Origin of the sequence: Amycolatopsis sp. lyj-112, from assembly GCF_046549055.1 — a bacterium.
GTDB lineage: Bacteria > Actinomycetota > Actinomycetes > Mycobacteriales > Pseudonocardiaceae > Amycolatopsis.
The window spans coordinates 157,702-181,158 of sequence record NZ_JAJPWS010000002.1 but is presented as its reverse complement, the minus strand read 5'-3'; the positions used below and the strand labels follow the sequence as shown (position 1 = coordinate 181,158).

21 protein-coding genes and 1 tRNA gene are annotated in these 23,457 nt (G+C 68.8%); 7 read left to right on the top strand and 15 right to left on the bottom strand.

Going from position 1 to position 23,457, the window contains the following annotated elements:
• The first annotated feature begins 57 nt into the window (after window positions 1-57).
• Window positions 58-1,380: an MFS transporter gene (locus tag ACLJRL_RS07610; protein ID WP_410655351.1), complete on the top strand. Its 1,323-nt coding sequence runs from the start codon at window positions 58-60 to the stop codon at window positions 1,378-1,380.
• A 65-nt stretch (window positions 1,381-1,445) separates the two neighbouring features.
• Window positions 1,446-2,708, top strand: a complete 1,263-nt coding sequence (locus ACLJRL_RS07605) for an ATP-grasp domain-containing protein (protein ID WP_410655350.1) — start codon at window positions 1,446-1,448, stop codon at window positions 2,706-2,708.
• 66 nt (window positions 2,709-2,774) lie between these two features.
• Here the strand turns inward: ACLJRL_RS07605 and ACLJRL_RS07600 are convergent, their stop codons facing one another.
• Genes ACLJRL_RS07600 through ACLJRL_RS07590 form a run of 3 tightly spaced genes read right to left on the bottom strand, consistent with a single transcriptional unit; the run spans window position 2,775 to window position 5,897 of the window.
• Window positions 2,775-3,284, bottom strand: coding sequence for a hypothetical protein (locus ACLJRL_RS07600; protein WP_410655349.1), 510 nt, complete (start codon window positions 3,282-3,284; stop codon window positions 2,775-2,777).
• A gap of 13 nt (window positions 3,285-3,297) precedes the next feature.
• Window positions 3,298-4,527 (bottom strand): ATP-grasp domain-containing protein, encoded by a 1,230-nt coding sequence (locus ACLJRL_RS07595; RefSeq protein ID WP_410655348.1) that lies wholly within the window; start codon window positions 4,525-4,527, stop codon window positions 3,298-3,300.
• Window positions 4,524-5,897, bottom strand: a complete 1,374-nt coding sequence (locus ACLJRL_RS07590) for a TrpB-like pyridoxal phosphate-dependent enzyme (RefSeq protein WP_410655347.1) — start codon at window positions 5,895-5,897, stop codon at window positions 4,524-4,526. Before ACLJRL_RS07590 ends, ACLJRL_RS07595 begins: the two co-directional genes overlap by 4 nt.
• Before the next feature lie 263 nt (window positions 5,898-6,160).
• Here ACLJRL_RS07590 and ACLJRL_RS07585 point away from each other — a divergent pair, with 263 nt between their 5' ends.
• Window positions 6,161-6,571, top strand: a complete 411-nt coding sequence (locus ACLJRL_RS07585; RefSeq protein ID WP_410655346.1) for a VOC family protein — start codon at window positions 6,161-6,163, stop codon at window positions 6,569-6,571.
• A 3-nt stretch (window positions 6,572-6,574) separates the two neighbouring features.
• On the opposite strand, the gene ACLJRL_RS07580 is transcribed toward ACLJRL_RS07585, so the two are convergent.
• Window positions 6,575-7,153, bottom strand: a complete 579-nt coding sequence (locus ACLJRL_RS07580; RefSeq protein WP_410655345.1) for a helix-turn-helix domain-containing protein — start codon at window positions 7,151-7,153, stop codon at window positions 6,575-6,577.
• Between the two features lie 78 nt (window positions 7,154-7,231).
• Here ACLJRL_RS07580 and ACLJRL_RS07575 point away from each other — a divergent pair, with 78 nt between their 5' ends.
• The gene (locus tag ACLJRL_RS07575; protein ID WP_410655344.1) at window positions 7,232-8,419 is read left to right on the top strand and encodes an MFS transporter; all 1,188 of its coding nucleotides are present in this window, start codon (window positions 7,232-7,234) and stop codon (window positions 8,417-8,419) included.
• 16 nt (window positions 8,420-8,435) lie between these two features.
• Complete coding sequence (locus ACLJRL_RS07570; RefSeq protein ID WP_410655343.1) at window positions 8,436-11,612, top strand: BTAD domain-containing putative transcriptional regulator; 3,177 nt, start codon at window positions 8,436-8,438, stop codon at window positions 11,610-11,612.
• Here the strand turns inward: ACLJRL_RS07570 and ACLJRL_RS07565 are convergent.
• The 7 genes from ACLJRL_RS07565 to glp form a co-directional block, all read right to left on the bottom strand.
• The gene (locus tag ACLJRL_RS07565; protein ID WP_410656148.1) at window positions 11,596-12,318 is read right to left on the bottom strand and encodes an ABC transporter permease; all 723 of its coding nucleotides are present in this window, start codon (window positions 12,316-12,318) and stop codon (window positions 11,596-11,598) included. The two genes, ACLJRL_RS07570 and ACLJRL_RS07565, sit on opposite strands and share 17 nt — an antisense overlap.
• A gap of 35 nt (window positions 12,319-12,353) precedes the next feature.
• Complete coding sequence (locus ACLJRL_RS07560) at window positions 12,354-13,292, bottom strand: ATP-binding cassette domain-containing protein (protein WP_410655342.1); 939 nt, start codon at window positions 13,290-13,292, stop codon at window positions 12,354-12,356.
• Between the two features lie 200 nt (window positions 13,293-13,492).
• Window positions 13,493-14,182 carry a methyltransferase domain-containing protein gene (locus ACLJRL_RS07555; RefSeq protein ID WP_410655341.1) on the bottom strand — a complete coding sequence of 230 codons (690 nt, stop codon included), beginning with the start codon at window positions 14,180-14,182 and terminating at the stop codon, window positions 13,493-13,495.
• A 102-nt stretch (window positions 14,183-14,284) separates the two neighbouring features.
• Window positions 14,285-14,357: transfer RNA gene (locus tag ACLJRL_RS07550), tRNA-Ala, on the bottom strand.
• Between the two features lie 89 nt (window positions 14,358-14,446).
• Window positions 14,447-15,253: a gephyrin-like molybdotransferase receptor GlpR gene (glpR, locus tag ACLJRL_RS07545; RefSeq protein ID WP_410655340.1), complete on the bottom strand. Its 807-nt coding sequence runs from the start codon at window positions 15,251-15,253 to the stop codon at window positions 14,447-14,449.
• Between the two features lie 161 nt (window positions 15,254-15,414).
• Window positions 15,415-16,086, bottom strand: a complete 672-nt coding sequence (locus tag ACLJRL_RS07540; RefSeq protein ID WP_410655339.1) for a GNAT family N-acetyltransferase — start codon at window positions 16,084-16,086, stop codon at window positions 15,415-15,417.
• On the bottom strand, window positions 16,086-17,357 hold the full coding sequence (gene glp, locus ACLJRL_RS07535) for a gephyrin-like molybdotransferase Glp (protein WP_410655338.1): 1,272 nt from the start codon (window positions 17,355-17,357) through the stop codon (window positions 16,086-16,088). Before glp ends, ACLJRL_RS07540 begins: the two co-directional genes overlap by 1 nt.
• A gap of 218 nt (window positions 17,358-17,575) precedes the next feature.
• Here glp and ACLJRL_RS07530 point away from each other — a divergent pair, with 218 nt between their 5' ends.
• Together ACLJRL_RS07530 and ACLJRL_RS07525 are read left to right on the top strand one after the other, a co-directional pair.
• Window positions 17,576-18,148 (top strand): 5-formyltetrahydrofolate cyclo-ligase, encoded by a 573-nt coding sequence (locus ACLJRL_RS07530; protein ID WP_410656147.1) that lies wholly within the window; start codon window positions 17,576-17,578, stop codon window positions 18,146-18,148.
• Window positions 18,149-18,230: 82 nt separating this feature from the next.
• Window positions 18,231-19,553, top strand: a complete 1,323-nt coding sequence (locus ACLJRL_RS07525) for a UTP--glucose-1-phosphate uridylyltransferase (RefSeq protein WP_410655337.1) — start codon at window positions 18,231-18,233, stop codon at window positions 19,551-19,553.
• A 4-nt stretch (window positions 19,554-19,557) separates the two neighbouring features.
• Here the strand turns inward: ACLJRL_RS07525 and ACLJRL_RS07520 are convergent, their stop codons facing one another.
• From ACLJRL_RS07520 to ACLJRL_RS07505, 4 genes are all read right to left on the bottom strand, one after another.
• On the bottom strand, window positions 19,558-20,283 hold the full coding sequence (locus ACLJRL_RS07520; RefSeq protein ID WP_410655336.1) for a class I SAM-dependent methyltransferase: 726 nt from the start codon (window positions 20,281-20,283) through the stop codon (window positions 19,558-19,560).
• Window positions 20,276-22,507 carry an MMPL family transporter gene (locus tag ACLJRL_RS07515; protein ID WP_410655335.1) on the bottom strand — a complete coding sequence of 744 codons (2,232 nt, stop codon included), beginning with the start codon at window positions 22,505-22,507 and terminating at the stop codon, window positions 20,276-20,278. The genes ACLJRL_RS07520 and ACLJRL_RS07515 overlap by 8 nt, the downstream gene beginning before the upstream one ends.
• A gap of 121 nt (window positions 22,508-22,628) precedes the next feature.
• A complete protein-coding gene (locus ACLJRL_RS07510) occupies window positions 22,629-22,898 on the bottom strand; it encodes a hypothetical protein (RefSeq protein ID WP_410655334.1) in 270 nt (89 codons plus the stop codon).
• A complete protein-coding gene (locus tag ACLJRL_RS07505; protein WP_410655333.1) occupies window positions 22,895-23,266 on the bottom strand; it encodes an ArsR/SmtB family transcription factor in 372 nt (123 codons plus the stop codon). Before ACLJRL_RS07505 ends, ACLJRL_RS07510 begins: the two co-directional genes overlap by 4 nt.
• Window positions 23,267-23,457 lie beyond the last annotated feature (191 nt).

The window sequence follows — 23,457 nt, the reverse complement described above, 5'->3', positions numbered from 1 at the left end:
AGGTGCCACCGGTGAGGCCGGTGCCAGACGATGGCAGGACACCGGGAGGGGACAGTCATGCGAAGTGTGGACTTGGCGCCCAAGTTCGCCAGGGACCGGTGGCGGCGCTCGGTCGTCGGCCGTTTTCCCGGCCTGGGCAAGCTCACCCTGGGCAGCCTGTTCTCCGAGACGGCTGACGAGTTCGCGTCGATCGCGATCATCTGGATCGTGTTGACCACCACGGGTTCCCCGGCCGAAGCCGGGCTCGCGGTGCTGTTCCGGCGCGCCCCGGAGATCGTCACCGGCCCGATCCTCGGGGCCTGGTTCGATCGCTGGTCACCGGTGCGGCTGACCGTGATCGGTTACCTGATCCGGGGTGGCTCCATCGGCGGGATCGCGTTGATGGCACTGTCCGGTTCGTTCAACATCTGGGTCGTGTTCGCGCTCTGCGCGATCATGGGAATCACCAATCCGCTGGCCAAGGTCGGCACCCGGGTGATCACGCCGATGCTCATCCCGAAGCGCGAGCTGCAAGTCGCCAACGGCGTGCTGACCGTCGGGGACCAGTTCCCGTATCTGGTCGGCCCGGTGCTCGGCGGGATGATGGCCGGCTTCCTGGGAATATGGTCGCTGTTCATTCCCGCGGCCCTGTGCCTGATCGCGACGGTGCTGGTGGCCGGGGTCAAGGTGCGTCCGGAGCTCAGGCCGGCGTCCGCGGCGGATCGCCCACGCAAGGCCAAGAACGGCTTCGTCGCCGGGTTCGGTCCGCTGATCACCATCCCGGTGGTACGGGCGATGATGATCTTGACGATCGTCTATTTCATCTTCTACGGCCCGCTTTTGCTGGCTGTCCCGGTCTTCGCCCAGGAGAACCTGCAAGGCGGCGGAGCCACGTACGGGCTGATGTGGTCGGCGATGGGCGTCGGCGCGCTGGCGGGACTGGCGATCATCCCGCGGCTGGCCCGGTTCCGTCCGGCCGTGGTCAACTCGATCGGCAGCATCCTGTGGGGACTCATCCTGCTGCCGCTGGTGCTCGTGCACGACCTGCCGATCGCTCTGGTGATCATGTTCATCGGCGGCTTCGTCTGGGCACCGTATGCCTCGACCGAGATCAGCGTCATCCAGGACGCGGTCCGGTCGGAGCAGCACGGGGCGGTGTTCGGCGCCCGCCGCTCGGTCATCGTCGCCTCCTCGCCGACCGGCGCGGCGCTCGGCGGCCTGATGCTCGAGCATTTCAGCGCGTCGACGGTGATCGGGTTGTCCGCGCTGGCCTGCGTCGTCGGCGGTGCGATCTGCCTTGCCCTGCCGGCGGTACGCAAGACCCAGCCCGTGCACGAATCCGAACCGGAACCGGAGCTGGTTCCGGCGCCGAAGTCGGCGTCGGCGTCGGAAGCGGCGTAGCGGCCGGATTTCCTTGACTTTCAGCGACTTTCAGCGACTTTGACCGGGGGACGGAGAGACCAGCCATGGCGGAATCCAGGCGAATCTTGCTCATAGGTGGTAACTCGAGGCACTTTCACGCCGCGAAGGCGCTGGATCTGGAAGTGGTGTACTGCCAGTTTCCCGCCGATTTCAACCCTGAGTACGGCTCCCTCATCGAGGGCGCCCTGCTCGCGGACTACACCGACTGGGACACCTTCCGGCCGCTCGTCAAGGCGGCGTACGAGGCGTGGGGATTCTCCACGGTCGTCTCGCTGACCGAGCCCGGGCTCGACCCGGCAGGCCGGGTGAACGACCTGTTGGGCCTCGGCGGCACCTCCTACGAGGTGAGCCACCGGTTCACGAACAAGTACACGATGCGACGCTGGCTCGCCGAGGTCGCGGCCCCGGACGTGCCGATCGTCGCATCGGCGGTGGTGGCCGGCCGGGAAAGCATGGCGGAGTTCGGCGCCGAGCACGGCTACCCGTTCATCGTCAAACCCTCCGCCGGCACCGCGAGTTTCGGGGTGTACCAGGTCACCGACGAGTCGACGATCGACACCGTCCTGGCGGAGATCGGGGAGCGGCGCGCGGACACCAGTCATCCGCTGACCCAGGTCTACGACCTCGATCAGTACCTCATGGAGGAGTACCTCGACGGTCCGGTCTACAGCGCGGAGGCGTTCTCCTTCGAGGGGCGGCACATCGTGCTCGCGAACACCGAGGCGGTCACTCTGGAAGGGACAGTGGTGCACGCCGGGCACGCCGTCCCCGCGCGGCTCGCCCCGGAGCACGAAGACGCCGTCTCGACCGCGATTCCCGCCTTTCTCGACGCGATGGGATACCGCGACGGCCCGAGCCACACCGAGTTCAAGCTGACCGAGCGCGGGCCGGTCGTCATCGAGTCCCAGAACCGCATCGGCGGCGCCCTGATCAACGAGATGGTCCATGCGGTGTACGGCATCGACATGCACGAACTGACCATGGGCCGGCCCCATCGCCTCGTCGAGGAAATCACCGTCCGCCCGGCCGCGAAGGGCGCCGCGGCGAGCTGGCTCGTGGTCGCCGAACCGGGCGAGATCGTCGAGATCGGCGGAGTCGACGGCGCGCTCGCCGACCCGGACACGCTGGGGATCGACCTCGGCGGGGCCAAACCGGGGGACGTCGTCCGGTCGCTGGACGGCTCGTGGGACGGGCTCGGTCACGTCGCCGTCCGCGACGCCGACACCGGCAGCGCGATCGACGCCAGCCTCGCCAAGGTCGCCGACATCAAGGTCCACACCAGACCTGCCGCCGACCCGCGCGACTGAACACAGAACGAAAACCGGCCGGGCCCGCGATCGCGGGCCCGGCCGGTTTTCGTTGTACGAGTCGGATCAGGGAACGCCGACGATGCCTGTGCAGTAGTCCTCGATGTAGGCGCGCTTGGCGGCTTCGTCACGGGGCGAGCGGAGGAAGCGAGCCCAGGCGCGGCGCTCGTGCGAGGTCGCGTCCAGTTCGACGACGCTCTGCGTGGCACGGAACGCGCCCGGCTTGACCGGGTAGCGCTTGAAACCGTCGGTGTCGCGGAAGAAGATGCCCGTCCACAGCTCGTCCTTGCGCCACAGACCCACGATCAGGTAGTAGCCGCCGTCGACGTGCAACATCGCGTAACCCAGGTCTTGCTTGAACTCCAGCTCTCCAGAGGCGGCCCCGGCCCGCAGGTACTCCCGGGCCTCCTCGCTGATCTCGGGGGTGGCCGCTTCGTCCGCCGCGCGGACGTCGTACCACTTCAGATGCGCGCCCGGCAGCCGCAGATCCTCGCCCGGATGGATCTCCTTCTCCTGGTGCACCCAGTCCGCCGGGATGTCCGCCAGCTCGTTCAGTTCGGTTATCGCCTTGGTCATGGGTTTACCCACCTCACCTGTCTTGTTCTCCTAGATAAAGTCCGTCGAATTCGAGCTCGCGCAGCCGCTTGTAGTCCGTTTCGACCTGCTCCGGGTCGCCGGATTCGAGGTAGACGTAGCCGACCGACGTGGCGAGATCCACGGTCCGGGTCACCGGCCGGCCGGGTGGGGTGGTGAACACCAGGTCCAGGAACGACGCCAGCTCCCGCACCGGGTCGAACTCGGCAGGGCCGGGCATGACGCCCTCGCCCGGGCTGATGAGGGTCACGTAGCGCAGCGCGGATCGCGGACGGTAGCTGGGCAGCCGGCCCTCGACGACATCCCGGGGCCGCGCGATCGCCGCCGCCAGGCACTCGACCTGGTTGGTGCCGATGCACCGGGACACCACGTCCGGCTTGTGGGAGCCGCCCATCCGGGCCCCGCTCTCGACCAGCACCGGGCCGGCCGCGGTGAGCATCACCTCGGTATGCGCGGCGCCGTTGCGGATCTCGAGCGCGTCCAGCACGGCCAGGGTGTAGCCGACCAGGTCGGTCACGTGCGGGTCGGTCAACGGCACCGGTTGCTCGTAGTCGTACATCCAGCGGCCGCCGTCGATCGTCCGCTTGTGGTAGCGCCACACCTCGACCACGGCATGCACGCCGTCCCGGCTGACGGTGTTGACGAAGAACTCGTCCCCGTCCAGGTACTCCTGGACGAGCACGGTCTCGTTCCGCTCGCCATAGCGGGTCGTGCTCGCCATGACCGCGGCGTGGCCCTCGCGCACCTCGTCCACCGAGTGGCAGATCCGGACGTTGTCGGTGCCGGCGCTGGTCAACGGTTTGAGCACGACGGGCCACCGGCCATGCCGCTCCACCCATTCGACGACCTGCTCGGCATGGGGCGCGGCGAACGACGCCGCACTCGCCAGGCCGGCCGCCCGCACCGCCCGCACCATCTCGTACTTGTCCCGGCGGGCCGCCGGAAGGCTCATCCCGTTGCCGGGCGTGCCCAACGCCGCGGAGAGCTGATCGGCGAGCAGCACCCCGGACTCGACCCCGGCGACCACGAACTCGACGCCCAGCTCGCGCAGGGCCGCCGCGGTCGCGGCCAGGTCACCGCGATACTCGACGTCCGCCGCGCCCGTGTCGGACAGGTAGACGTCGGGGCTGTCCGAGCGGACGTGCACGGTCTCCGCTCCGAGCCGGGCGAGCGCGGCCGGCAGATATTGCGCTATGCCGTCCGCGTCGACGATCGCGACCTTCACGAAGCGGCACCCGGCTGGCGTGGGATCGACGCCGCGGCGCGGTCGAGCTGCTCCTCACTGACCGCCTCGTCCTCGAGGTTGCCGGCGAAGTACTTCTCGTAGGCGACGAGGTCGAAGTGCCCGTGGCCGGACAGTCCGAAGAGGATGGTGCGGGAGCGGCCTTCGGCGCGGCAGCGGAGCGCCTCGTCGATCGCGCCGCGGATCGCGTGGGTCGACTCGGGCGCCGGAAGGATGCCCTCCGTGCGGTTGAACTGCACGCCCGCCTCGAAGCAGCTGGTCTGCCCGACGGCGATGGGTTCGATCAGCTTGTCCTCGACCGCCCGGCTGACCATCGGCCCCATGCCGTGGGCGCGCAGACCGCCGGCGTGCACGGGCGGCGGCATGAATTCGTGGCCCAGGGTGTGCATCCGGAACAACGGTCCGAGCCGTCCGGTGTCGGCGTAGTCGTAAGCGATGCTGCCGCGGGTCAAGGTCGGGCAGGCGGCCGGTTCCACCGCGAGCACCCGGACCTTGGGCCCGCCGCGCAACTGCGCTCCGAGGAACGGGAAGGTCAACCCGGCGAGGTTGCTGCCCCCACCCGCACAGCCGACGATGACGTCCGGATAGTCGTCGGCGAGCGCCATCTGCAGCAGCGCTTCTTGGCCGATGACCGTCTGGTGCAACAGAACGTGGTTCGCGGAGCTGCCGAGCACGTAGCCCAGCGACGGGTCGGCGGCGGCCGTCTCCAGCGCCTCCGACGTCGCGATGCCGAGACTGCCGGGGGAGTCGGGGTCGGCCGCCAGGATCGCCCGGCCCACCGCGGTCTCCGGGCTGGGGCTGGGCACGCACACCGTGCCATAGGACTCCATCAGCGCACGCCGGTACGGCTTCTGCTGGAAGCTCACCTTGACCATGAAGACCTTCGCGGTCAGGCCGAAAAGCGCGGCCGACAGCGCGGTCGCGCTACCCCACTGGCCCGCGCCGGTCTCGGTGATCAGCCCGGTCTTGCCGGCTTCCTTGTTGTAGAACGCCTGCGGAATTCCGGTGTTCGGCTTGTGGCTCCCGCTGGGAGCGACACCCTCGTACTTGTAGTAAATGCGCGCCGGAGTGTCCAGGGCGCGTTCGAGCCGGCGAGCCCGATACAGCGGGCTCGGTCGCCACTGCGCGTAGAGCTGGCGCACCGGCTCCGGGATCTCGATGTCGCGCTCGGTGCTGAGTTCCTGATCGGCGATCGGCTCCGGCATGGTCGCGGCCATCTCGTCCCGGGTCAGCGGTTTACCGGTGACCGAGCTGAGGGTGGGCGCGAGCGGCAGACCCGGCAGGTCGGCGGCAAGGTTGTACCAGCTGCGCGGAATCTGGGACTCGTCGAGCAGGAACTTGGTTTTCTCCATCGCGAAACCTCTCGTTTTGGCGATGTCCAGCCCCCACCCGGCCGATCGGACAGCCGGTCGCGCGAGCGGCACCGCATCCCCCAGTACGCAGCCGAATCCGGTGGCTTCCGTCTGTTCAACAGGGTCATCCCCAGCGGGGCTATCGTCGCAATCACCCCTGAGCCGACTCCACTCTCAGCGTGCTGACTCATCAGGCCGCCGGTGCGGCGTACCGATCAGAAATCGAGAAGCGCCGGGCGCCGTCCTCACCTAGCGTGACTCTCATGGACATCAGCATTCACGCGAGCTTCCTTCCCCAGGACGACCCCGAGGCCGCGCTGGCCTTCTACCGCGACACCCTGGGCTTCGAACTGCGCAACGACGTCGGCTATCAGGGCCTGCGCTGGCTCACCGTCGGCCCGCCCGGACAACCCTCGGTGTCGATCGTGCTGCACCCGCCCGCCGTCGACCCCGGGATCACCGAGGACGAACGCCGCGTCATCGGCGAGATGATGGCCAAGGGCACCTACGCGGGCATCCTCTTGTCCTCCGATGACCTCGACGGCCTCTTCAAGCAGCTCGCGGACGCCGGCGCGGACGTCATCCAGGAGCCGACCGACCAGCCGTACGGCCTTCGCGACGGCGCCGTCCGTGACCCCGCCGGCAACCTGATCCGTATCCAGCAGCGGGTCTGACGGCTACCGGGTGCGGGCGCGGACGTGGATGCGTTCGCCTTGTCTGCCGAAGAGGCTGAGCACTTCGACCCGCTCGCGGCCGGTGGCGCCGAACCAGTGCGGCGTCCGGCACTCGAACTCGGCGGCCTCACCGGGACCCAGCACGACGTCCTGGTCTCCGAGCACGAGCCGGAGCCTGCCCCGGAGGACGTAGAGCCATTCGTAGCCGGCGTGCGTCCGTAGCCGGGGTTCGTCGTCTCCGGCCGGAATGGTCATCTTGTAGGCACGCGGCTCGGTCTGCTGCTGGGTGAGCGGGATCAGGACCCGGCCGTCCACCCGGGCCGAGGTCTGTGGCACGCGGGGGTCCAGCACTCTCGGCGCGGACACGATCTCGTCCACGCGCAGGCCCAGCGCGGCGATGACCGGCAACAGCAGTTCGAGGCTCGGCTTGCGCTGCCCGGATTCCAGCCGGGACAGGGTGCTGGTGGAGATCCCGGTGGTGCGGCTCAGTTCCGCCAGCGTGGTGCCCTTCTTCTCCCGGGCGCGGCGCAGCCGGGGCGCGATCAGCTCGATCGCCGCGGCGACGGCGGGTTGGTCCTCCATGTCGGCCAGCCGACCACCTCGTCCCGATTCCGGCAACATTCTTTGCCGAAACCGCCAGAGGCGGCCGAAGCTGGCTCGATGATCGAGACAACCGGACGACGGCTTCCCACTGGGGTTTACCTGCTCGCTTTCTGCCTCTTCGCGATGGGGAGTGCCGAGTTCTTGATGGCCGGGGTCCTGCCCTCGGTCGCCACCGACCTCGGGGTCTCCCTGTCGTCCGCGGGCGCGCTCATCACCGCGTTCGCGCTCGGCGTCGTCCTCGGCGGGCCGCCGTTCGCCGTCCTCAGCCTGCACTGGCCACGGCGCACCGCCCTGATGGTCACTCAGCTGACCTTCGCCGCCGCCATCGCGTTCGGCCTCCTCGCCGACGACTACTGGGTCCTGCTGATCACGAGGTTCGTCGCCGGGATCGCCTACGCCGGGTTCTTCGCGGTCGCCTCGGTGACCGCGATCGGCTTGGTCACCCCGGATCGCACCGCCCGCGCCTCGGGTGTCGTGGTCGCCGGGCTCAGCGTGGCCATGGTGGCCGGAGGCCCGGCGGGCACCCTGCTCAGCACCTACCTGGGCTGGACGGGCGGATTCTGGGGCGTCGTGGCGCTGACCATCGCCGGCACCCTCGCCTGCGCGCTCGGCATGCCCGCCACCGCGTCCGACGTCGAACCCAGCCTGGCCCGGGAACTTCGCACGATGCGGACCCCGCGCCTCTGGGGTGTCTACGCGGTCACGATCCTGAGCACCGCCGCGTACATGGTGTCCTTCAACTACCTGGCGGCCATCCTCGCCGACGTCACCCGTCTCCCCGAAGTGTGGATTCCCGCGGTACTAGCCCTTTTCGGTGTCGGCGCGTTCGCCGGTCTGTCCGTCGGCGGAAGGATCTCCGACCGGCTGCCGCACCACGCGCTGCTCGGCGGAGTGCTCGGCATCGCGGGCCTTTCCGTGCTTTTGGCCGCCTTCGCCGAACACCGGTGGGTGGTCGTGCCGTTGGTCTTCCTGCTGGGAATCGCGGCCTTCGTGCTCAACCCGGCCCTCTATGGACGGGTGTTCACCATCGCCGCCGACGCCCCGACCTTGGCGGGCGCCACCACGGTCTCGGCCTTCCAGCTGGGTATCAGCCTGACACCCGCCTTCGCCGCCGGTGCCCTGGGTTTCGGCGCCCCGGTCGCCGCCGTCTCGTGGATCGGCGCCGCCTTGGCGTTGCTCGCGATCCCCCTGATCCTCCGGGACCGCGCTTCGAAGAAGGTGTTCAGCGGCGGGCAAACCCGGTAGTGGCACTATCGGCGGTATGCAGATCGGGTTGTTGGGGCCATTCGAGGTTCGCACGGGCGAGGGCGTCTTCGCCGACGTGCCGGGCGCCCGGTTGCGCGGGTTGCTGGCAGCCCTCGCGCTCGACCCGGGTCAGGTGGTTTCGAAGGCAGCGCTCGTCGACTGGATCTGGGGCGAGCGACCGCCTGCCGACGCGGCGAATGCCTTGCAGCGCTTGGTTTCCCGGCTGCGGAAGGTGCTGCCGGAGGGAACGGTCGAGGGGACCGCGAACGGCTACCGGCTGAAGGTGGACCCGGACGCCGTCGACGCCGTCCGGTTCGAACGCCTCCTCGGCCGGGCCCGCACCGACGAGGATTCACAGCGGATCCGGGTGCTGCGCGAGGCTCTCGCCCTGTGGCGGGGCACGGCCATGCAGGACGTCGGACAGCAGGACGGGGAAGCGTTCGACGCGGCGATCACCCGGCTCGAAGGGCTGCGCCTTTCGGCCATGGAGGACCGGTTCGACGCGGAGATCGGCCTGGGCCACGGTGCGGACGTGGTCACGGAACTGACCGATCTGGTGGCCGCGAACCCGGTGCGGGAACGGCTTGTCGCCGCGCTGATGCGGGCCCTCGTCGCGACCGGTCGCGACACCGAAGCGGTGCTCGTGTTCCAGCGCACGAGGGAATTCCTGGCCGACGAGCTGGGCGTCGACCCCTCTCCGGAGCTGTCCGCCCTGCACGTTTCGCTGCTGCGGGGCGAACTGGGGCGGCGGGAGGAGGTCCGCAAGACCAACCTGCGTGCCGAGATGAGCAGCTACGTCGGCAAGGACGCCGATATCGCCGCGGTCCGCGGGCTCGTCGCCGAGCACCGGCTCACCACGCTGATCGGGCCGGGCGGTTCGGGAAAGACCAGGCTGGCCAAGGAAACCGCGCGCACCTTGCTCGGAGACCAGCCGGACGGGGCCTGGTTGGTGGAGCTCGCGCCCATCGGCACTGGAAGCGATGAGGGGGGTGGGCCCGGAGGGCAGGGGAGTGGGAGAAACATTGCTCAAGCGACTATCAGCGGGCTCGGCCTCCGGGACGCGCTGCTCGGCGAGGGGACGAACGCGGAGCCGGTGGACCGGCTCATTTCCGCGATCCGCGAACGGGACACGCTGCTGATCCTGGACAACTGCGAGCACGTGATCGAGGCGGCCGCGGCGTTCGCCGACCGGGTGCTCGGGGAGTGCCGCCGGCTGCGGATCCTGGCGACGAGCAGGGAACCGCTCGGCCTCACCGGCGAGGCACTGTGGCCGGTCGTGCCGCTGGCCTTGCCCGGCGGCGACGCCACATCCGGCGAAATCGAGTCCTCGCCCGCCGTCCGGTTGCTGCTGGAGCGGGCGAGCGCCGTGCGCAAGGACCTCACTGTCGACGCCGGCACGCTGTCGACGATGGCGCGTGTCTGCCGGGCGCTGGACGGGATGCCGCTGGCGATCGAACTCGCCGCGGCCCGGTTGCGCACCATGTCCCTCGACCAGCTCGCCCACCGGCTCGACGACCGGTTCCGCCTGCTGACCGGCGGCAGCCGTACCGCGCTGCCCCATCACCGGACGCTGCGGGCGGTGGTCGACTGGAGCTGGGAACTGCTCACCGACGCCGAACGGGTGGTCCTGCGCAGGCTCTCGGTGTTCGCGGGCGGGGCGAGCCTGGAAGCGGCCGAAGGGGTCTGTGCCGACAACGCCTTCGAGCGGGATCAGATGCTCGAACTGCTCACCGCGTTGACCGAGAAATCGTTGCTGGTCGCGGAAGGCGACAGCGCGCCGCGCTACCGGATGCTCGGCACGATCAAGGAGTACGCCGCCCAACGGCTCGAGGAGGCGGGGGAAGCGAACCTCGCGAGGCGCGCGCATCTGGCGTATTTCACCGAAATCGCCGAGATCGCTGAGCCGCGCCTTCGCCGCGCCGACCAAGTGGAATGGCTCGCCGCACTCGAGGTCGAGCACGACAACATCAGTGCCGCGATGCGAGGTGCGCTCGCGGCCGGCGAAGCGCCCGAGGCGATGCGGCTCGCGGCGGGCGCCGCCTGGTACTGGTGGCTCGGCGGGCACCGCGCCGAAGGGATGGAGCTGCTCACCGCGGCCACCGAAACGCCCGGCGAGGTGAGCGACGGGATCCGGGCCACGGTCTACGCCCTGGTCTCGATGTTCGTGTCCGCCGGGCTGGCCGACGAACACGCCGCGGCGGAGTGGATCCACGAGGCCTATCGGCTCAGCCGGGACAGCGCGCCCCAGCATCCGGCGGCGGGCCTGGTCGTCCCGCTGGAGCGCATGTTGCGGACACCGGGCGACTTCCTGCCCGCGTGGGAACCCCTGCTGGACGACAAGGACCCCTGGGTCCGCGCGCTGACCCGGCTGCATCTCGGCAAGATGCGGATCGTGCTCGGCCACGGCGGGCGGGAGGTGGACGTCTATCTGGCGACGGCGCTGGCCGAGTTCCGGGCGCTCGGTGAGCGGTTCGGGATTTCGTTCGCTCTGAGCGAGCTGGCGGACCGGATCGCCATGCGCGGCGAGTTCGCCCAAGCCTGCGAACACTATGAAGAGGCGGCCGCGGTCGTCGCCGAAGTCGGCGCTGTCGACGACGTCATCCGGATGCGGTCGCGACAGGCCCAGCTGTACTGGCTGATGGGCGACCAGGACGCCAGCGCCGCGGCCGTGACCGAGGCCGAACGACGCGCGGAACGGGTCACCTGGCCGAGTACGTTGGCTCTGCTGGCCCTCTCGAACGCGGAACTCGCTCGTTGGCGCGGTGACCTCGAGGAGACGACCCGGCAACTGGGCGTCGCGATGACCTTGCTGGGCGAGGAAACGGAGCAGCCGAACGTCCGTGCCCTGACACATACTCTGCTCGGCTACTGCGCCGACGATCTCGGCGATGCCCGTAAGTACCGCGAAATGGCCTGTCAGGCGGCGTCCGAGGCGGGACACGCGTCCTTGATCGCGCAGGTGCTCGTCGGCGTCGCGGATCAGGCGTTACGTCAGGAGCAGTACGAGCAGGCCGCGCGGCTGCTCGCGGCGAGCACGAGCGTGCGAGGCCTGCAGGACCGTTCCCACCCGGACGTCGCCCGGATCGAGCAGGCGGCACGAAGCCGCCTCGGCGAACAGGGGTTCGCCGAGGCGGCTCGGGAGGGTACTGAGAAGAGCTGGAGCGAGCTGGTCGCGGTCACGCTCGCTTCTTGAACGTGGACCGCGCCCACAGGCAGCCGACCAGGGCGATCCCGGCGCACCAGGCGACTGCGGCGATCGCGGTACCCGCCGACGGCGCGCCGTTGAGCAGACCGCGCATGGTCTCGATGATCGGGGTGAAGGGCTGGTACTCCGCGAACTGCCGGAGGCCCGGCCCCATCTTCTCGGCCGGCACGATCGCGCTGCTGAAGAACGGCAGCATGATCAGCGGCACCGCGGCCAGACCCGCCGTCTCCGCGGACTTCGCCGCCAAACCCAAGGCGATCGTGAGCCAGCCCGCCGCGAATCCGAGCAGGACGACCATGCCTGCCACACCGAGCCAGTCGAGGAAACTCGCCGACGGGCTGAAGCCGAGCAGGAACGCGACGCCGATCAGCGCCACGATGGAGATCACGTTGGTCAGCAGGCTGGCGACGACGTGCCCGGTCAGCACCGCGCCACGGGAGATGTCCATGACCTTGAAGCGGTTGATGATGCCCTTCGTCATGTCGGAGTTCACCGCCGTCGCGGTGGCGCCGAGCCCGTAGCAGACCGCCAGCAGTATCAGTCCCGGCGTCGCGTAGTCGATGTAGTCGACTCCGACGTTGAAGGCGTCGCCCATCATGTACACGAACATCAGCATGATCACGATCGGCATCAGGACCGCGTTGAACACCGACGTCGGGTTGCGGGCGATGTGCTTGAAGTTGCGGCGCAACATCACCGTCGAGTGGGAAGTGCTCCCTGTTTTGATATTCACTGTGAAGCCTCCGTGGTGCGGCCGGTCAGGGCGAGGAAAACGTCGTCAAGGTCAGGGGTGTGCACCGAGAACTCTTCGGCGCTGAGGGAGTACTCGTCGAGCTTGTCCAGCAGGGCCCGCAGCGATTTCGTCCCGGCGTCGCTGGGAACCCGCAGGGTCAGCGCCTCGTCGTCCCGGGTGGACTCGGGGAAGAGACGCGCGGCCCCGTCGAGCAGGGAAAGGCCGGAGAACCGGAGCCGGACGTGCGTGCCGGGCATCTGGCGCTTGAGCTCGTCGGGCGTGCCCTGGGCGACCACGCGGCCCTGATCGAGGACCGCGATCCGGTCGGCGAGCTGATCGGCTTCTTCGAGGTACTGGGTGGTGAGGAAGACGGTCACCCCGTCGGCGACCAGCTCACGGATGATCGACCACATCGTGCGACGGCTGCGCGGGTCCAGCCCGGTCGTCGGCTCGTCCAGGAAGATGATCCGCGGATTGCCGACGAGCGTCATCGCCAGATCCAGTTTCCGGCGCATCCCGCCGGAGTAGGTCGACGCCTGCTTCTGCGCCGACTCCACCAGATCGAACCGCTCCAGCAACGCCGCGACGACCCGCTTGCCCTCGCCGGAGCCCATCCCGCTCAGATCCACCATCAGCTGCAGGTTTTCCTGCCCTGTCAGCAGTTCGTCCACCGCCGCGAACTGACCGGTGACCCCGATCGACGCGCGCACCGCCTTGGTCTCGGTCGCCGCGTCGTGCCCGGCGACGCTGACCGTCCCGCCGTCGGCCTGCATCAACGTGGTCAGCACGTTCACCGTCGTCGTCTTGCCCGCCCCGTTCGGGCCGAGCAGGGAGAAGATCGTGCCCGCCGGGACGTCCAGGTCGATGCCGTCGAGCACGACCTTGTCCCCGAAGGCCTTCCGCAGTCCTGTAACCGCGATCGCTGAAGTTTTCATGTGAGTACCATCGCGACCCGCCCTGACACGGCCCCGCCACGGCGCTGACGCGTCCTGACACGGGTCAGCCGGCGGTGCCGGTGCCGTGCCCACCGCGCGTTGTGAAAGCCACTTTCGCAACCTTCAACGTTGCGAAAGTGGCTTTCACAACTCCAGCCTTGCCCATGACCACGCCACCTTCGCCCTGCCCTCGCCAGTGCTCAGCCGGCGCGAGTCCCGGAAGCGACAATGAAGGGAATGGCGAGGAACAGCCGGTTGTCGCGTGCCCTGGCGGTTTGATCGTCGAGCCAGGCGCCTTCTCCACCGATGTTGGCGAGCATCGGCAGGCAGGTGGCGTCTGTCCAGACAATCGTGCGGACCTCGACGGTGACGTCAGTGAATCCGTTGTCCAGCAAGAGGTTCCGGTATCCGCGGGCGACCCATCGCTGGGGCACGCCGTCCGCGCGAGCACGGAGGAGCGCGCGGGTCAGTTCGGGATCGTCGGAGTCGATCGCGTACGAATCCCAGTCCTGGCCGATGAGCACCGCACGGCCGTTGGCGGCCAGGACCCGGCGCGCCTCGATGACGGCCAGCTCGGGCTCGGGGAGGTCGTGCAGGAGCTTGTCCGCGCGGTAGCCGGTGACCGAGCCGTCGTCGAGCGGCAACGCGGTGGCGTCGCCGACGTGGAACTCGCTCGCGGGCCAGCGCTCGATGGCGACCTCGATCATGTCGTGGTCCGCGTCGACGCCGATGGCCCGCGCCCCACGTGCGGCCAGCTCGCCGACCGCTCGTCCGCTCCCGCAGCCGACGTCGACAACCGTGTCGCCCAGCGCTCGATAAGTGTGTTCCCGCAGGCTACGAGCCTGGGTTCCGTCGTCAAAGGCGTCCAGGAGAGTGAGCAAGGTCGACATGGCCGTCATTGTGCCGCTTGATGTCGTCCTGACGTCAATGTCCGCGCGGACGCAGCAAAAAGGCCACCCGCGCAGCGGGTGGCCTTTCAGGACAATCTTGGGTGGAGCTGAGGGGAATCGAACCCCTGACCTTCTCGATGCGAACGAGACGCGCTACCAACTGCGCTACAGCCCCTGATAAAGCTTGAGACCTCGGTGAAGCTGGCCCCTTGTTTTGAAGCTCCATGAGCCTATCAGTGGCTCATGGAGCCCCAAAACGGGGGGTCACTCTCCGGAGGCCCGGCGGAACGGCCTGGTCCCGGGCTCGTCGAGCTCGTGAAAGGCCGGGTCCTCGTCGTCGAGGTCGACGACGACGGCTTGGCGCCGGATGCGGGACATCGGGGACGGCTTGCGCTCCACGACGTCCGGGCGTTCGGTGGCGACGACCTCGATGTCCTCGTGGTGTTCGTCGTCGTCCTCGGCGACCGGCGGGCGGCGCGGGGCGCGAGTGTTGTTGTAGCGCGCGAGGCGGCGTTGCCGGATGTCGTTCTCGATGCGGACCTGACGGCGCAGGTACGCGAGGTAGCCGATGAGGACGGCGTCGGCGATCCCGTTGGCCCACCAGACGAGGGGGAACAGGAAACCGGCGACGACCGCGGTGGCGATCACGAGCACCAGTAGTGCGACGACGACCCGCTGCCGGAACGCGTATTTGGCGCGCGCGGCGATGTCGGCGGCTTCGGGGTCGAAGCCCCCTCTGCCGGGCCGGTAGCCGGCGCCTTGGCGTTCGCTTTCGGCCCGTTTGTCCCGCGAGGGCTGGGGAAGCGGGTCGGCTTCCTGCTCCTCGTCCTCAAGGTCGGCGTCGAGTTCAGCCTCGAGTTCGGCCAGGTCGTCTTCTACCGATGGTTCCGTGTTCTCCGCCATGGCGAACTCCTCCGGTCCCTCGTGGCGCGTGCTCCCGCTCCGCACGACTCGCGCCGCTAGAGCCGAGTCCGCCGTCCGGGCGACCTGCTGGCGCTTGCGGGCGACCATGGGCACGAGAACGACGAGCCATGCCGCTGCGAGCGCGACGATGATCACCGAACTGGGCATCTCCCGTCACCTCCCCCGATCCACTGCTGTAGTCACGCTAGCCACAACAGTCACACACGCCGCGCAGACTCGCCGGTTTCGATCACGGAAAATGCATCACCAAATTAGGTGAATCTCACAGCTTGTGGTAACGCGGTCACCGAAACGGCCCGGTAGTGGGGTCAAACGCGCTCGGCGAAGCCCCTTGAGACCAGGCGAGACACCAGTCCGTCACCGGTTTCTTCCTTGGTGACGGCGTAGCAAAAGTGGTCCCGCCAGCCGCCCGCGACGTCGAGATAGCGCTCGAAAAGGCCTTCTTGCCGGAACCCTGCTTTGGTGAGAACCCGCAGGCTGGGGGTGTTTTCGGGGCGAACCGTCGCTTCGAGCCGGTGCAGCCCGGCGAAGTCGAAGACGTGGTCGGTCACGAGCGCCACGGCGCCGGTCGCGACGCCGCCGCGGACGATTTCCGATGACACCCAGTAGCCGATCCATGCGGATCGAAGCGACGCCCGGATGACGTTACCCACAGTGATCTGTCCGGCGAAGCGTCCATCTACCGTGATGGTGAACGGAAGACATTGCCCGCGCCGGGCGAGCCCGCGCAGGGCGGTCCACTGCGAAGGCCACGACCAGAACGCGTTGCGGTCGGGCCACGGCCCGACACCGGTCGGCTCCCACATCTCGAGGTGCTGCCGATCGCGCAACCGGACACGGCTCCACTCGCCGGCGTCCCGCAGCCGGACCGGCCGGACGGCGAGCACCCCGGCCGGTACCCGGAGCGGCCCGAGTTTCGCCGGCCAGCCCGGGTTCCTGCTCTCGATCGGATACGCGACGCCGGAAATCGGTCCGCCCATTACGCGCGCTGGGCCAGGAAGGTCACCTTGACCTGCTCGCCCGCGGCGACCTCGGTGAGGTCTTCGTCGATGTTGATCAGGCAGTTCGCCTCGGCCAGCGACGCGAGCAGGTGCGCGCCGGAGGTGCCGAGCGGCTGCACCAGGTACTCACCGTTGCCCTCGTCGCGCAGCAGTTGCCCGCGCAGGAACCCCTTGCGGCCTTTGGTCGAGGTGATGGGGGAGAGCAGCCGCGCGCCGACGATCCTGCGGTGCGGGTTGCGGGTACCGCGCGCGGCGCGGATCAGCGGGCGCACCAGCACTTCGAACACGACGAGCGCGCTCATCGGATTGCCGGGGATCAGGAACGTCGGCACCGAATCGGGGCCGAGCCTGCCGAAACCCTGCACCGACCCCGGGTGCATGCCGACCCGGGTCATGTCGATGTGGCCGAGGTCGGACAGCGCCGCGTGCACCTCGTCACCCGCGCTGCCGCCGGCGCCGCCCGCGACGACGACGATCTCCGACATCAGCAGGCGGCCTTCGACGATCTCGCGCAGCCGCTTCGGGTCCCCGGGAACGATGCCGACCCGGCTCACCTCGGCGCCCGCGTCCCGGGCGGCCGCGGACAGCGCGTAGGAATTGACGTCGTAGACCTGCCCGACCGACGGGGTCCGGTCGATGTCGACCAGTTCGTCGCCGACGGACACGATCGAAACCCGCGGTCGCGGGTAGACCAGGACCTTCGCCCGGCCGACCGCGGCGAGCAGGCCGACCTGGGCCGAGCCGATGGTGTCGCCCTTGCGCACGGCGACGTCGCCGATCTGGACGTCCTCGCCGGTCCGGCGCACGTAGCCGGCCGACGGCACCGACCGGTGCACGGTGACCTTGGCCCGGTGGCCGTCGGTGTAGGCGGTGGGGACGACGGCGTCGGCCAGCGTGGGCAGCGGCGCGCCGGTGTCGACCCGCACGGCCTGGCCCGGCTGCAGCCGTCGCGGCTGGCGCGAACCGGCGGCGATCTCGCCGACCACTGGTAGCTGCACGGCCTCTTGGCCGGCGGTGCGGACGTCGACGCTTCGTACCGCGTAACCGTCGACGGCGGCCTGGTCGAAACCGGGCAGCGCGTGTTCGGCGACGACTTCTTCGGCGCAGAGCAGGCCTTGGGCCTCGGAGATGGCGACCCGGACCGGACGCGGGCGGACCGCGGCGTCCAGGGTCAGCGCGATCTGATCCTCGACGGAACGGAACTGTCCCGCGTCTTCGGTCTCTGCCGCTTCGGCGATGGGCTCCGTCATGACTGGGGAATCTCGATCCGTTCGTAAGACCAGGCACGCGTCGAAGGCCCGCCGGTGAACTGAAGTTCACCACCGTTACCAGGAGTGATGCGGTCCGAAGCCGCGGAAATCGCCCGATCGGGCAAGCTCCTCGTGGTCCGTGCCGCCTGGATGGTCGCTGCGCCTGTCATAGGCGTGAAGCCTAACCTGACCACGTGGTCAAGCCCGGCAATGAACACCTGAGCAAAGCGGAGTGGCGTACCCGGATAACCGCCGAACGGCGTTCGCAGGCCACTGAGGAGCGGTCCAGAGAGGCGCTGTCACTGGCCGCCGCGGCCGCCGGAATACCGGGCGAGGTCGTGGCCGCGTACGTCCCCTTCGGTACCGAGCCGGGCTCGATCCTGCTCCTTGATCAACTTCGCGACCAGGACAAACGCGTACTGCTGCCGATCGTTCCCGACGAGCCGGGGCCGCTCGATTGGGCCGCCTACGAAGGCCCCTCGACACTCGGGCCGGGCCGCCTGCGCGGGCTGCTCGAACCGGTGGGCCGACGGCTCGGCGCCGACACGCTGGAGACGGCGGATCTGATCCTGATCCCCGCGCTCGCCGTCGACGACGAAGGTGTCCGGCTGGGCCGGGGCGCCGGATACTACGACCGGTCCCTCGGGTCCGCCGCGCCGGGCGCCGCGTTGATCGCCGTCGTCCGGGACGGCGAACTGGTGCGCGAACTGCCCGCGGAACCGCACGACTTCCGGATGACCGGTGTGCTCACCCCGGACCGGGGAGTGGCGCCACGGCCGGTAATACACTGACGCCCCGACGCAGTGTTTCAGAAAGGGCACGATGAGCTCTGACGCGCACCAGTCCGAGAATTTCACCGCAACTCTGGCGAAAATGCGTTCCGCGGGAGCGCACGCCATGGAGATCGCGGCTTTGCGACGGCGTCTCGATCAGCTGACCGAGCCCGGCGCCGGTGAACTTCCGGGGTCCGAACTCGAACCATTGGGTGACATCAGCCGGCTGGTGGATCTGCCCGAGCCGGATGCCGAGGAAGCGCGTCGCGTGCTGGATCGCACGGCGGTCCTCAAACTCAACGGCGGCCTCGGCACGAGCATGGGGCTCACCGGGCCGAAGTCCCTGCTGGAGATCAAACCGGGGAAGACGTTCCTCGACGTCATCGCGATGCAGGTGCTGTCGACCCGCAAGGCGTACAACGCGCGGCTGCCGCTGATCCTGATGAATTCGGCGGGCACCCGCGAGCCGTCGCTGGAGCTGCTGAAGAAGTACCCCGATCTGGCCGACAAGGTCATTCCGGCCGATTTCCTGCAGGGCCGGGAACCGAAGATCACCGCCGACGGCCTGCCCGCCGAGTGGCCCGCCAACCCGGAACTCGAGTGGTGCCCGCCGGGGCACGGCGACATCTACATCGCCCTCGCCGTGAGCGGCATGCTCGACACGTTGCTGGCGGAAGGCATCCGCTGGTGTTTCGTGTCCAACGCGGACAACCTCGGCGCGCAGCCGGACGCGCGGATCGCCGCGTGGCTCGCGAACGAGAACGTCCCGTTCGCGATGGAGACCGTGCTCGGTACCGCGGCCGACCGCAAGGGCGGTCACCTGGCCCGGCGGGCGGGCCGGATCGTCCTGCGGGAGTCCGCGCAGGTGCCCGACGGCGACGATTCGTTCGGCGACGTCGCCAAGTGGCGGTTCTTCAACACGAACAACATCTGGTTCGACCTCGAACGCTTGAAGGAACTGCAGAACGCCGATCCGGCCGCGCCGGTGCTCCCGCTGATCGTCAACCGGAAGACCGTCGACCCGGCGGATTCCGCCAGCACGCCGGTGATCCAGCTCGAAACGGCGATGGGCGCGGCGATCGCCTCGGTCGAAGGCGCGCGGGCCATCGAGATCCCGCGAACCCGGTTCGCTCCGGTCAAGACCACCGACGACCTGCTCGTCGTCCGCTCGGACGCCTACGTGCTCGATCCCGGCGGGGAGATGATCCCGGAGTTCACCACCACCCCGCCGGTCGTGTCGCTGAGCAAGGAGTTCTACAAGCTCCTGCCCGATTTCGACGCGCGCATCCCGGCCGCCCCCTCGCTGCGGGAATGCACGAGCCTCCAGGTGGAAGGCGACGTCACCTTCGGCAAGAACGTCGTCGTCCGGGGCGATGTGAAGATCACCGGCCCGAAAACCGTTCCGGACGACGAAATCCTGTAGCTACTCAGGTGGTCCGCTGAGCCACGAACACGTACTCGCGTCCTGGACGATCCGGGGCATCCCGGACGTCCAGGACGCGAAAGCCGTGTTCGGCCAGCAGTGACTCAAGGTCTTCGCGCTCGCGGAACCACAGGGTCGAATCCGACGTGACGACCTCGCCGTCGGAGAACCGGTAGTGATACCGGAACGAAACGAACGGCAGGTTCACCTCGGTGACCTCGCGCCACTGCTCGACCTCGCCGACGCCCGGGACGTCGATGGTCTCGTGCGCGGTGTCGGCCGCCCACCCCTCCCAGGCCCGGTAAGCCGGTCGCCTGATCTCGAACACCAGGTGACCGCCGGGCGCCAGCGCGGCGTGGATGCCTTGCAGAGTCCGGTTCCAGTCCTCGTCGGTCAGGAAGACCTGGGCCACGTTCCCCGTCATCAACGCGAGATCGGCCTCGACCGCGCCCGCAGCCTTCGCGTCGCCGTGGATCCAGGTGATCTTCCCTTCCGGGTCCTTGGCCTTCGCGATCTCCAGTGAGGCCTCGGCCGGGTCGACGCCCACGACTTCGAGGCCGCGTCCGGCGAGCAGGACGCCCAGGCAGCCGGTGCCGCATCCGACGTCGAGCACTCTCTTCGCCCCGAGCTCGCCGATGATGGCGAGGTAGTGCTCCAGATCGTCACGGGCGCCGTCGAAGGCGTCGTAAACGGGGGCGAGCCGGGCGTGAGCGAAGAGCGCGTCAGGCATTCGGCGACGATAGTTCCGGGACGCGTTGGGGCGCGACGGGTTTTCGGCCGGGCCGCCAGAGCCGTTCTCCCAGCAGGGCCAGGAACGCCGGGAGCAGCACACCGCGGACGAGAGTGGCGTCGATCAGCACGGCCACCGCCATCCCGACGCCCATCATCTTGTACTCGATCGCGCTCAGCGTGATGAAGACGCTGAACACCCCGACCATGATCACGGCCGCGCTGCTCACCACTCCCGCGCTGGTGCCGGTGCCCCGGACGATCGCGGCGACGGCGCCCTCCGCGCGACGTTCGCGGATCCGGCTGAGGATGAAGATGTGGTAGTCCATGCTCAGCCCGAGCAGCAGGACGAACATGAACATCGGCAGCCAGCCGACCACCCCGCCGTACGGGGTGAATCCCAGCAGGGACGCGAAATGGCCGTCCTGGAAGATCCAGGTGAGCACGCCGTACGCCGCGCCGATCGACAGCAGGTTGAGCGCGATCGACACCAGCGACACCGCCACGGACCGGAAAGCCAGTAGCAGCAACACGAACGCCGCCAGCAGGACGAAACCGAAGACCAGCGGCATCCGTTCGATGACCTGATCGGCGAAGTCGCGGGCGTTCGCCGTGCGGCCGGAAACCGCGAACTCGACGCCGTCCACCCGGCCCACGGTCGCCGGCAGCACTTCGGTGCGCAGCTTCGCCAGTGCGGCGTCGGCTCGCGGGTCGCGGCCCGCCCCGGACAACGGAACGCGGACGACCACCGCTTGGTCGACACTCGCGACCGCGATCGGTTTGTTCAGCACGCCACCGGTTTCGCCGATCCGGCGGCCGAGGTCGTCGATCGCCGATCGCAGTGCCGGGCTGTCGACCGGCCCGCCGTTCTCCGCGGTGAGCACCACGGTGGCCGGGTAGACCACACCGGGGAACGCCTCCTGCGTGCGGACCGCGGCATCGATCGTCGGCAGTGACCCCGGCAGGCTTTCCGCCGGTGTCGGGTCCTGCAGGCGCATGCCGAGCGCGGGGAGGGTGAGCAGGATCAGCAGCGCCGTCGCCAGCCCACCCCACAACGCCGGGCGCCGGGTGACCACGCGGGCGGTGGCGGTCCAGAACCGCGAGTTCTCCGCGGCCGTGCGTCGCTTGCCGAGCCAGGGGATCCGGCCGCGATCGACCTTGTCGCCCAGCAGCGAAAGCAGCGCGGGCAGCACCGTGACCGCGCCGAGCACGGCCAGCCCCACGACGAACGCGGTGCTGATCGCCAGGCCGCGGAAGTTGTCGAGGCCGGTGAACAGCAGCCCGCTCACGCACAGGACCACGGTGACCCCCGAGACGACCACGACGTGTCCCGACGTGCGAGCCGAGACCCGGATCGCGTCGTCGACGGAGAGGCCGTTCGCACGTTCTTCTCGTTGCCGCCGAAGGAAGAACAGTGAGTAGTCGACGCCGACGGCCATCCCGATGAGGAGGGTGATCACCGTCGTCGCACTGTTGATCGGGGTGAAGTCGTCGACGACGGAAAGAAAGCCGAACGTCGCGGCGACGCTCGTTCCCGCCAGCAGCAACGGGACCGACGCGGCGACCAGCGCGCCGAACACGATCAGCAGGATCACCAAGGTCATCGGCAGGGAAAGGAACTCCGACTTCTTGACGTCTTCCCGGATGGCCTTGTCGACCACGCTGGAGAGACTGAGGTCGCCGGAGAGAGCCAGCCGCACCGAAGGATGCCGGGCCGCGACCGCGTCGACCTGGGCGACCGCGGTTTCGAAGTTCGGGCGGACCTCCTTCTCTCCGCCTGCGATCGAGAAGCCGACGAGACCGGACAGGCCGTCGGCCGAGATCCGTTCCTGTTCGTTCCCGGCCAAGGGCGACCGGACGTCGGCGACGGCACCGGATCCGGTGAGGGTGGTGACCAGGTCTTCGGTCGCCCGGCGGAGTCCTTCGTTCGTCGCGAACGGTGCCGAGCCGGGGTCCTTCGCCTGCACGAGGACGTTCTCGCGCAAGGGATCGAAGGTGTTCTGGGCATTCATGGCGGTCTGGGCACGGCCGGATTCACCGGGATCGGTGCTGCGCTGGTTCTCCCCGTCGAGCACGATGCCCGAGAGCAGGGCGACGACCACGAGCGAGAGCCAGCCGACGAGGGTGAGCGCGCGGTGCCGGACTGACCAGGCGGCCAGCCGCTCGGTCACCGGCGCGGCCCGCGGATCGCTCGCGGCTCCTTGAGAGTTGTTTTCGGGCAGCATGAACTACAGTCCTTTGCGTGAAGGAGTGAGATGCCTCGGGCGAGGTTTTTGCTTCTTCTTTCCTGGACCGTCGAGTTGCCGCTCGGCGGTCCAGGGTCTTTTCAAGGTCTTTCCGGGGTGGTCAGTCGACCTCCTTGAGGATCCGCTCGACCGAGCCGACGCTCTTCTGGAGATCGGCGAGCCGCCCGTCGAGTTCGGTGAGCTTGCGTTCGGTCTCTTCCTGCGCCTGGACGGCCTTTTCGGCGAGCCTGCGGTATTCCTGCTCACGCGCCAGCGCGCCCCTGGCCCGGATCGTCGCGCCGAACTGCCACACCACCACCGTGATCACCACGGTGAGGAACACGAAAATGCCGATCACCCCGGCGACCTCCTGCCATTGATGCCACTTCACGGTCGTTCCCCCTCATCGCCGGGCTCTGGTGTTACTGATGCTGCTTTGACTGATGTCGGTGTGGTCAGCGTCGGTGCCGCGGCGGCGATGGTGTCCGGGCTCAGCTCGACCAGGAACGGTTTCACCTCGTAGAACTTCATCGCTTTCCCGTCCTCCGACAGCTCGAGGGTGGCCGACACGAGCCCGGCCGCCTCCAGTTTGCGCAGGTGGAGCTGGAGCAGCGCCCGGCTGATGCCGAGCTCTCTCGCCAGCTGGCTCACGTACGTGCGCTCCGCGCGGAGCGCCGCGACGATCCGCAGCCGGTGCGGGTTCGCGAGGGTCCCCAGCACCCGCAGCAGCTCGTCGCCGGACGGTCCGGTGGCGGTCATCCCCAGCTCCTGCACATGCCAAAGAAACCTAGCAGGTGCTGGCTCGGACTACCAGGTGCTCCAGCCAAGGCATCTTGGTTTGAGTCCGTGAGGGCCACCTTCAGGGACTCTGAGTCCCTGAAGGTGGCCCTCACGGACTTGAAAATACGGGTAAATGGCGCTTATTCGGACAATTTGACCGAGGTGTGTCC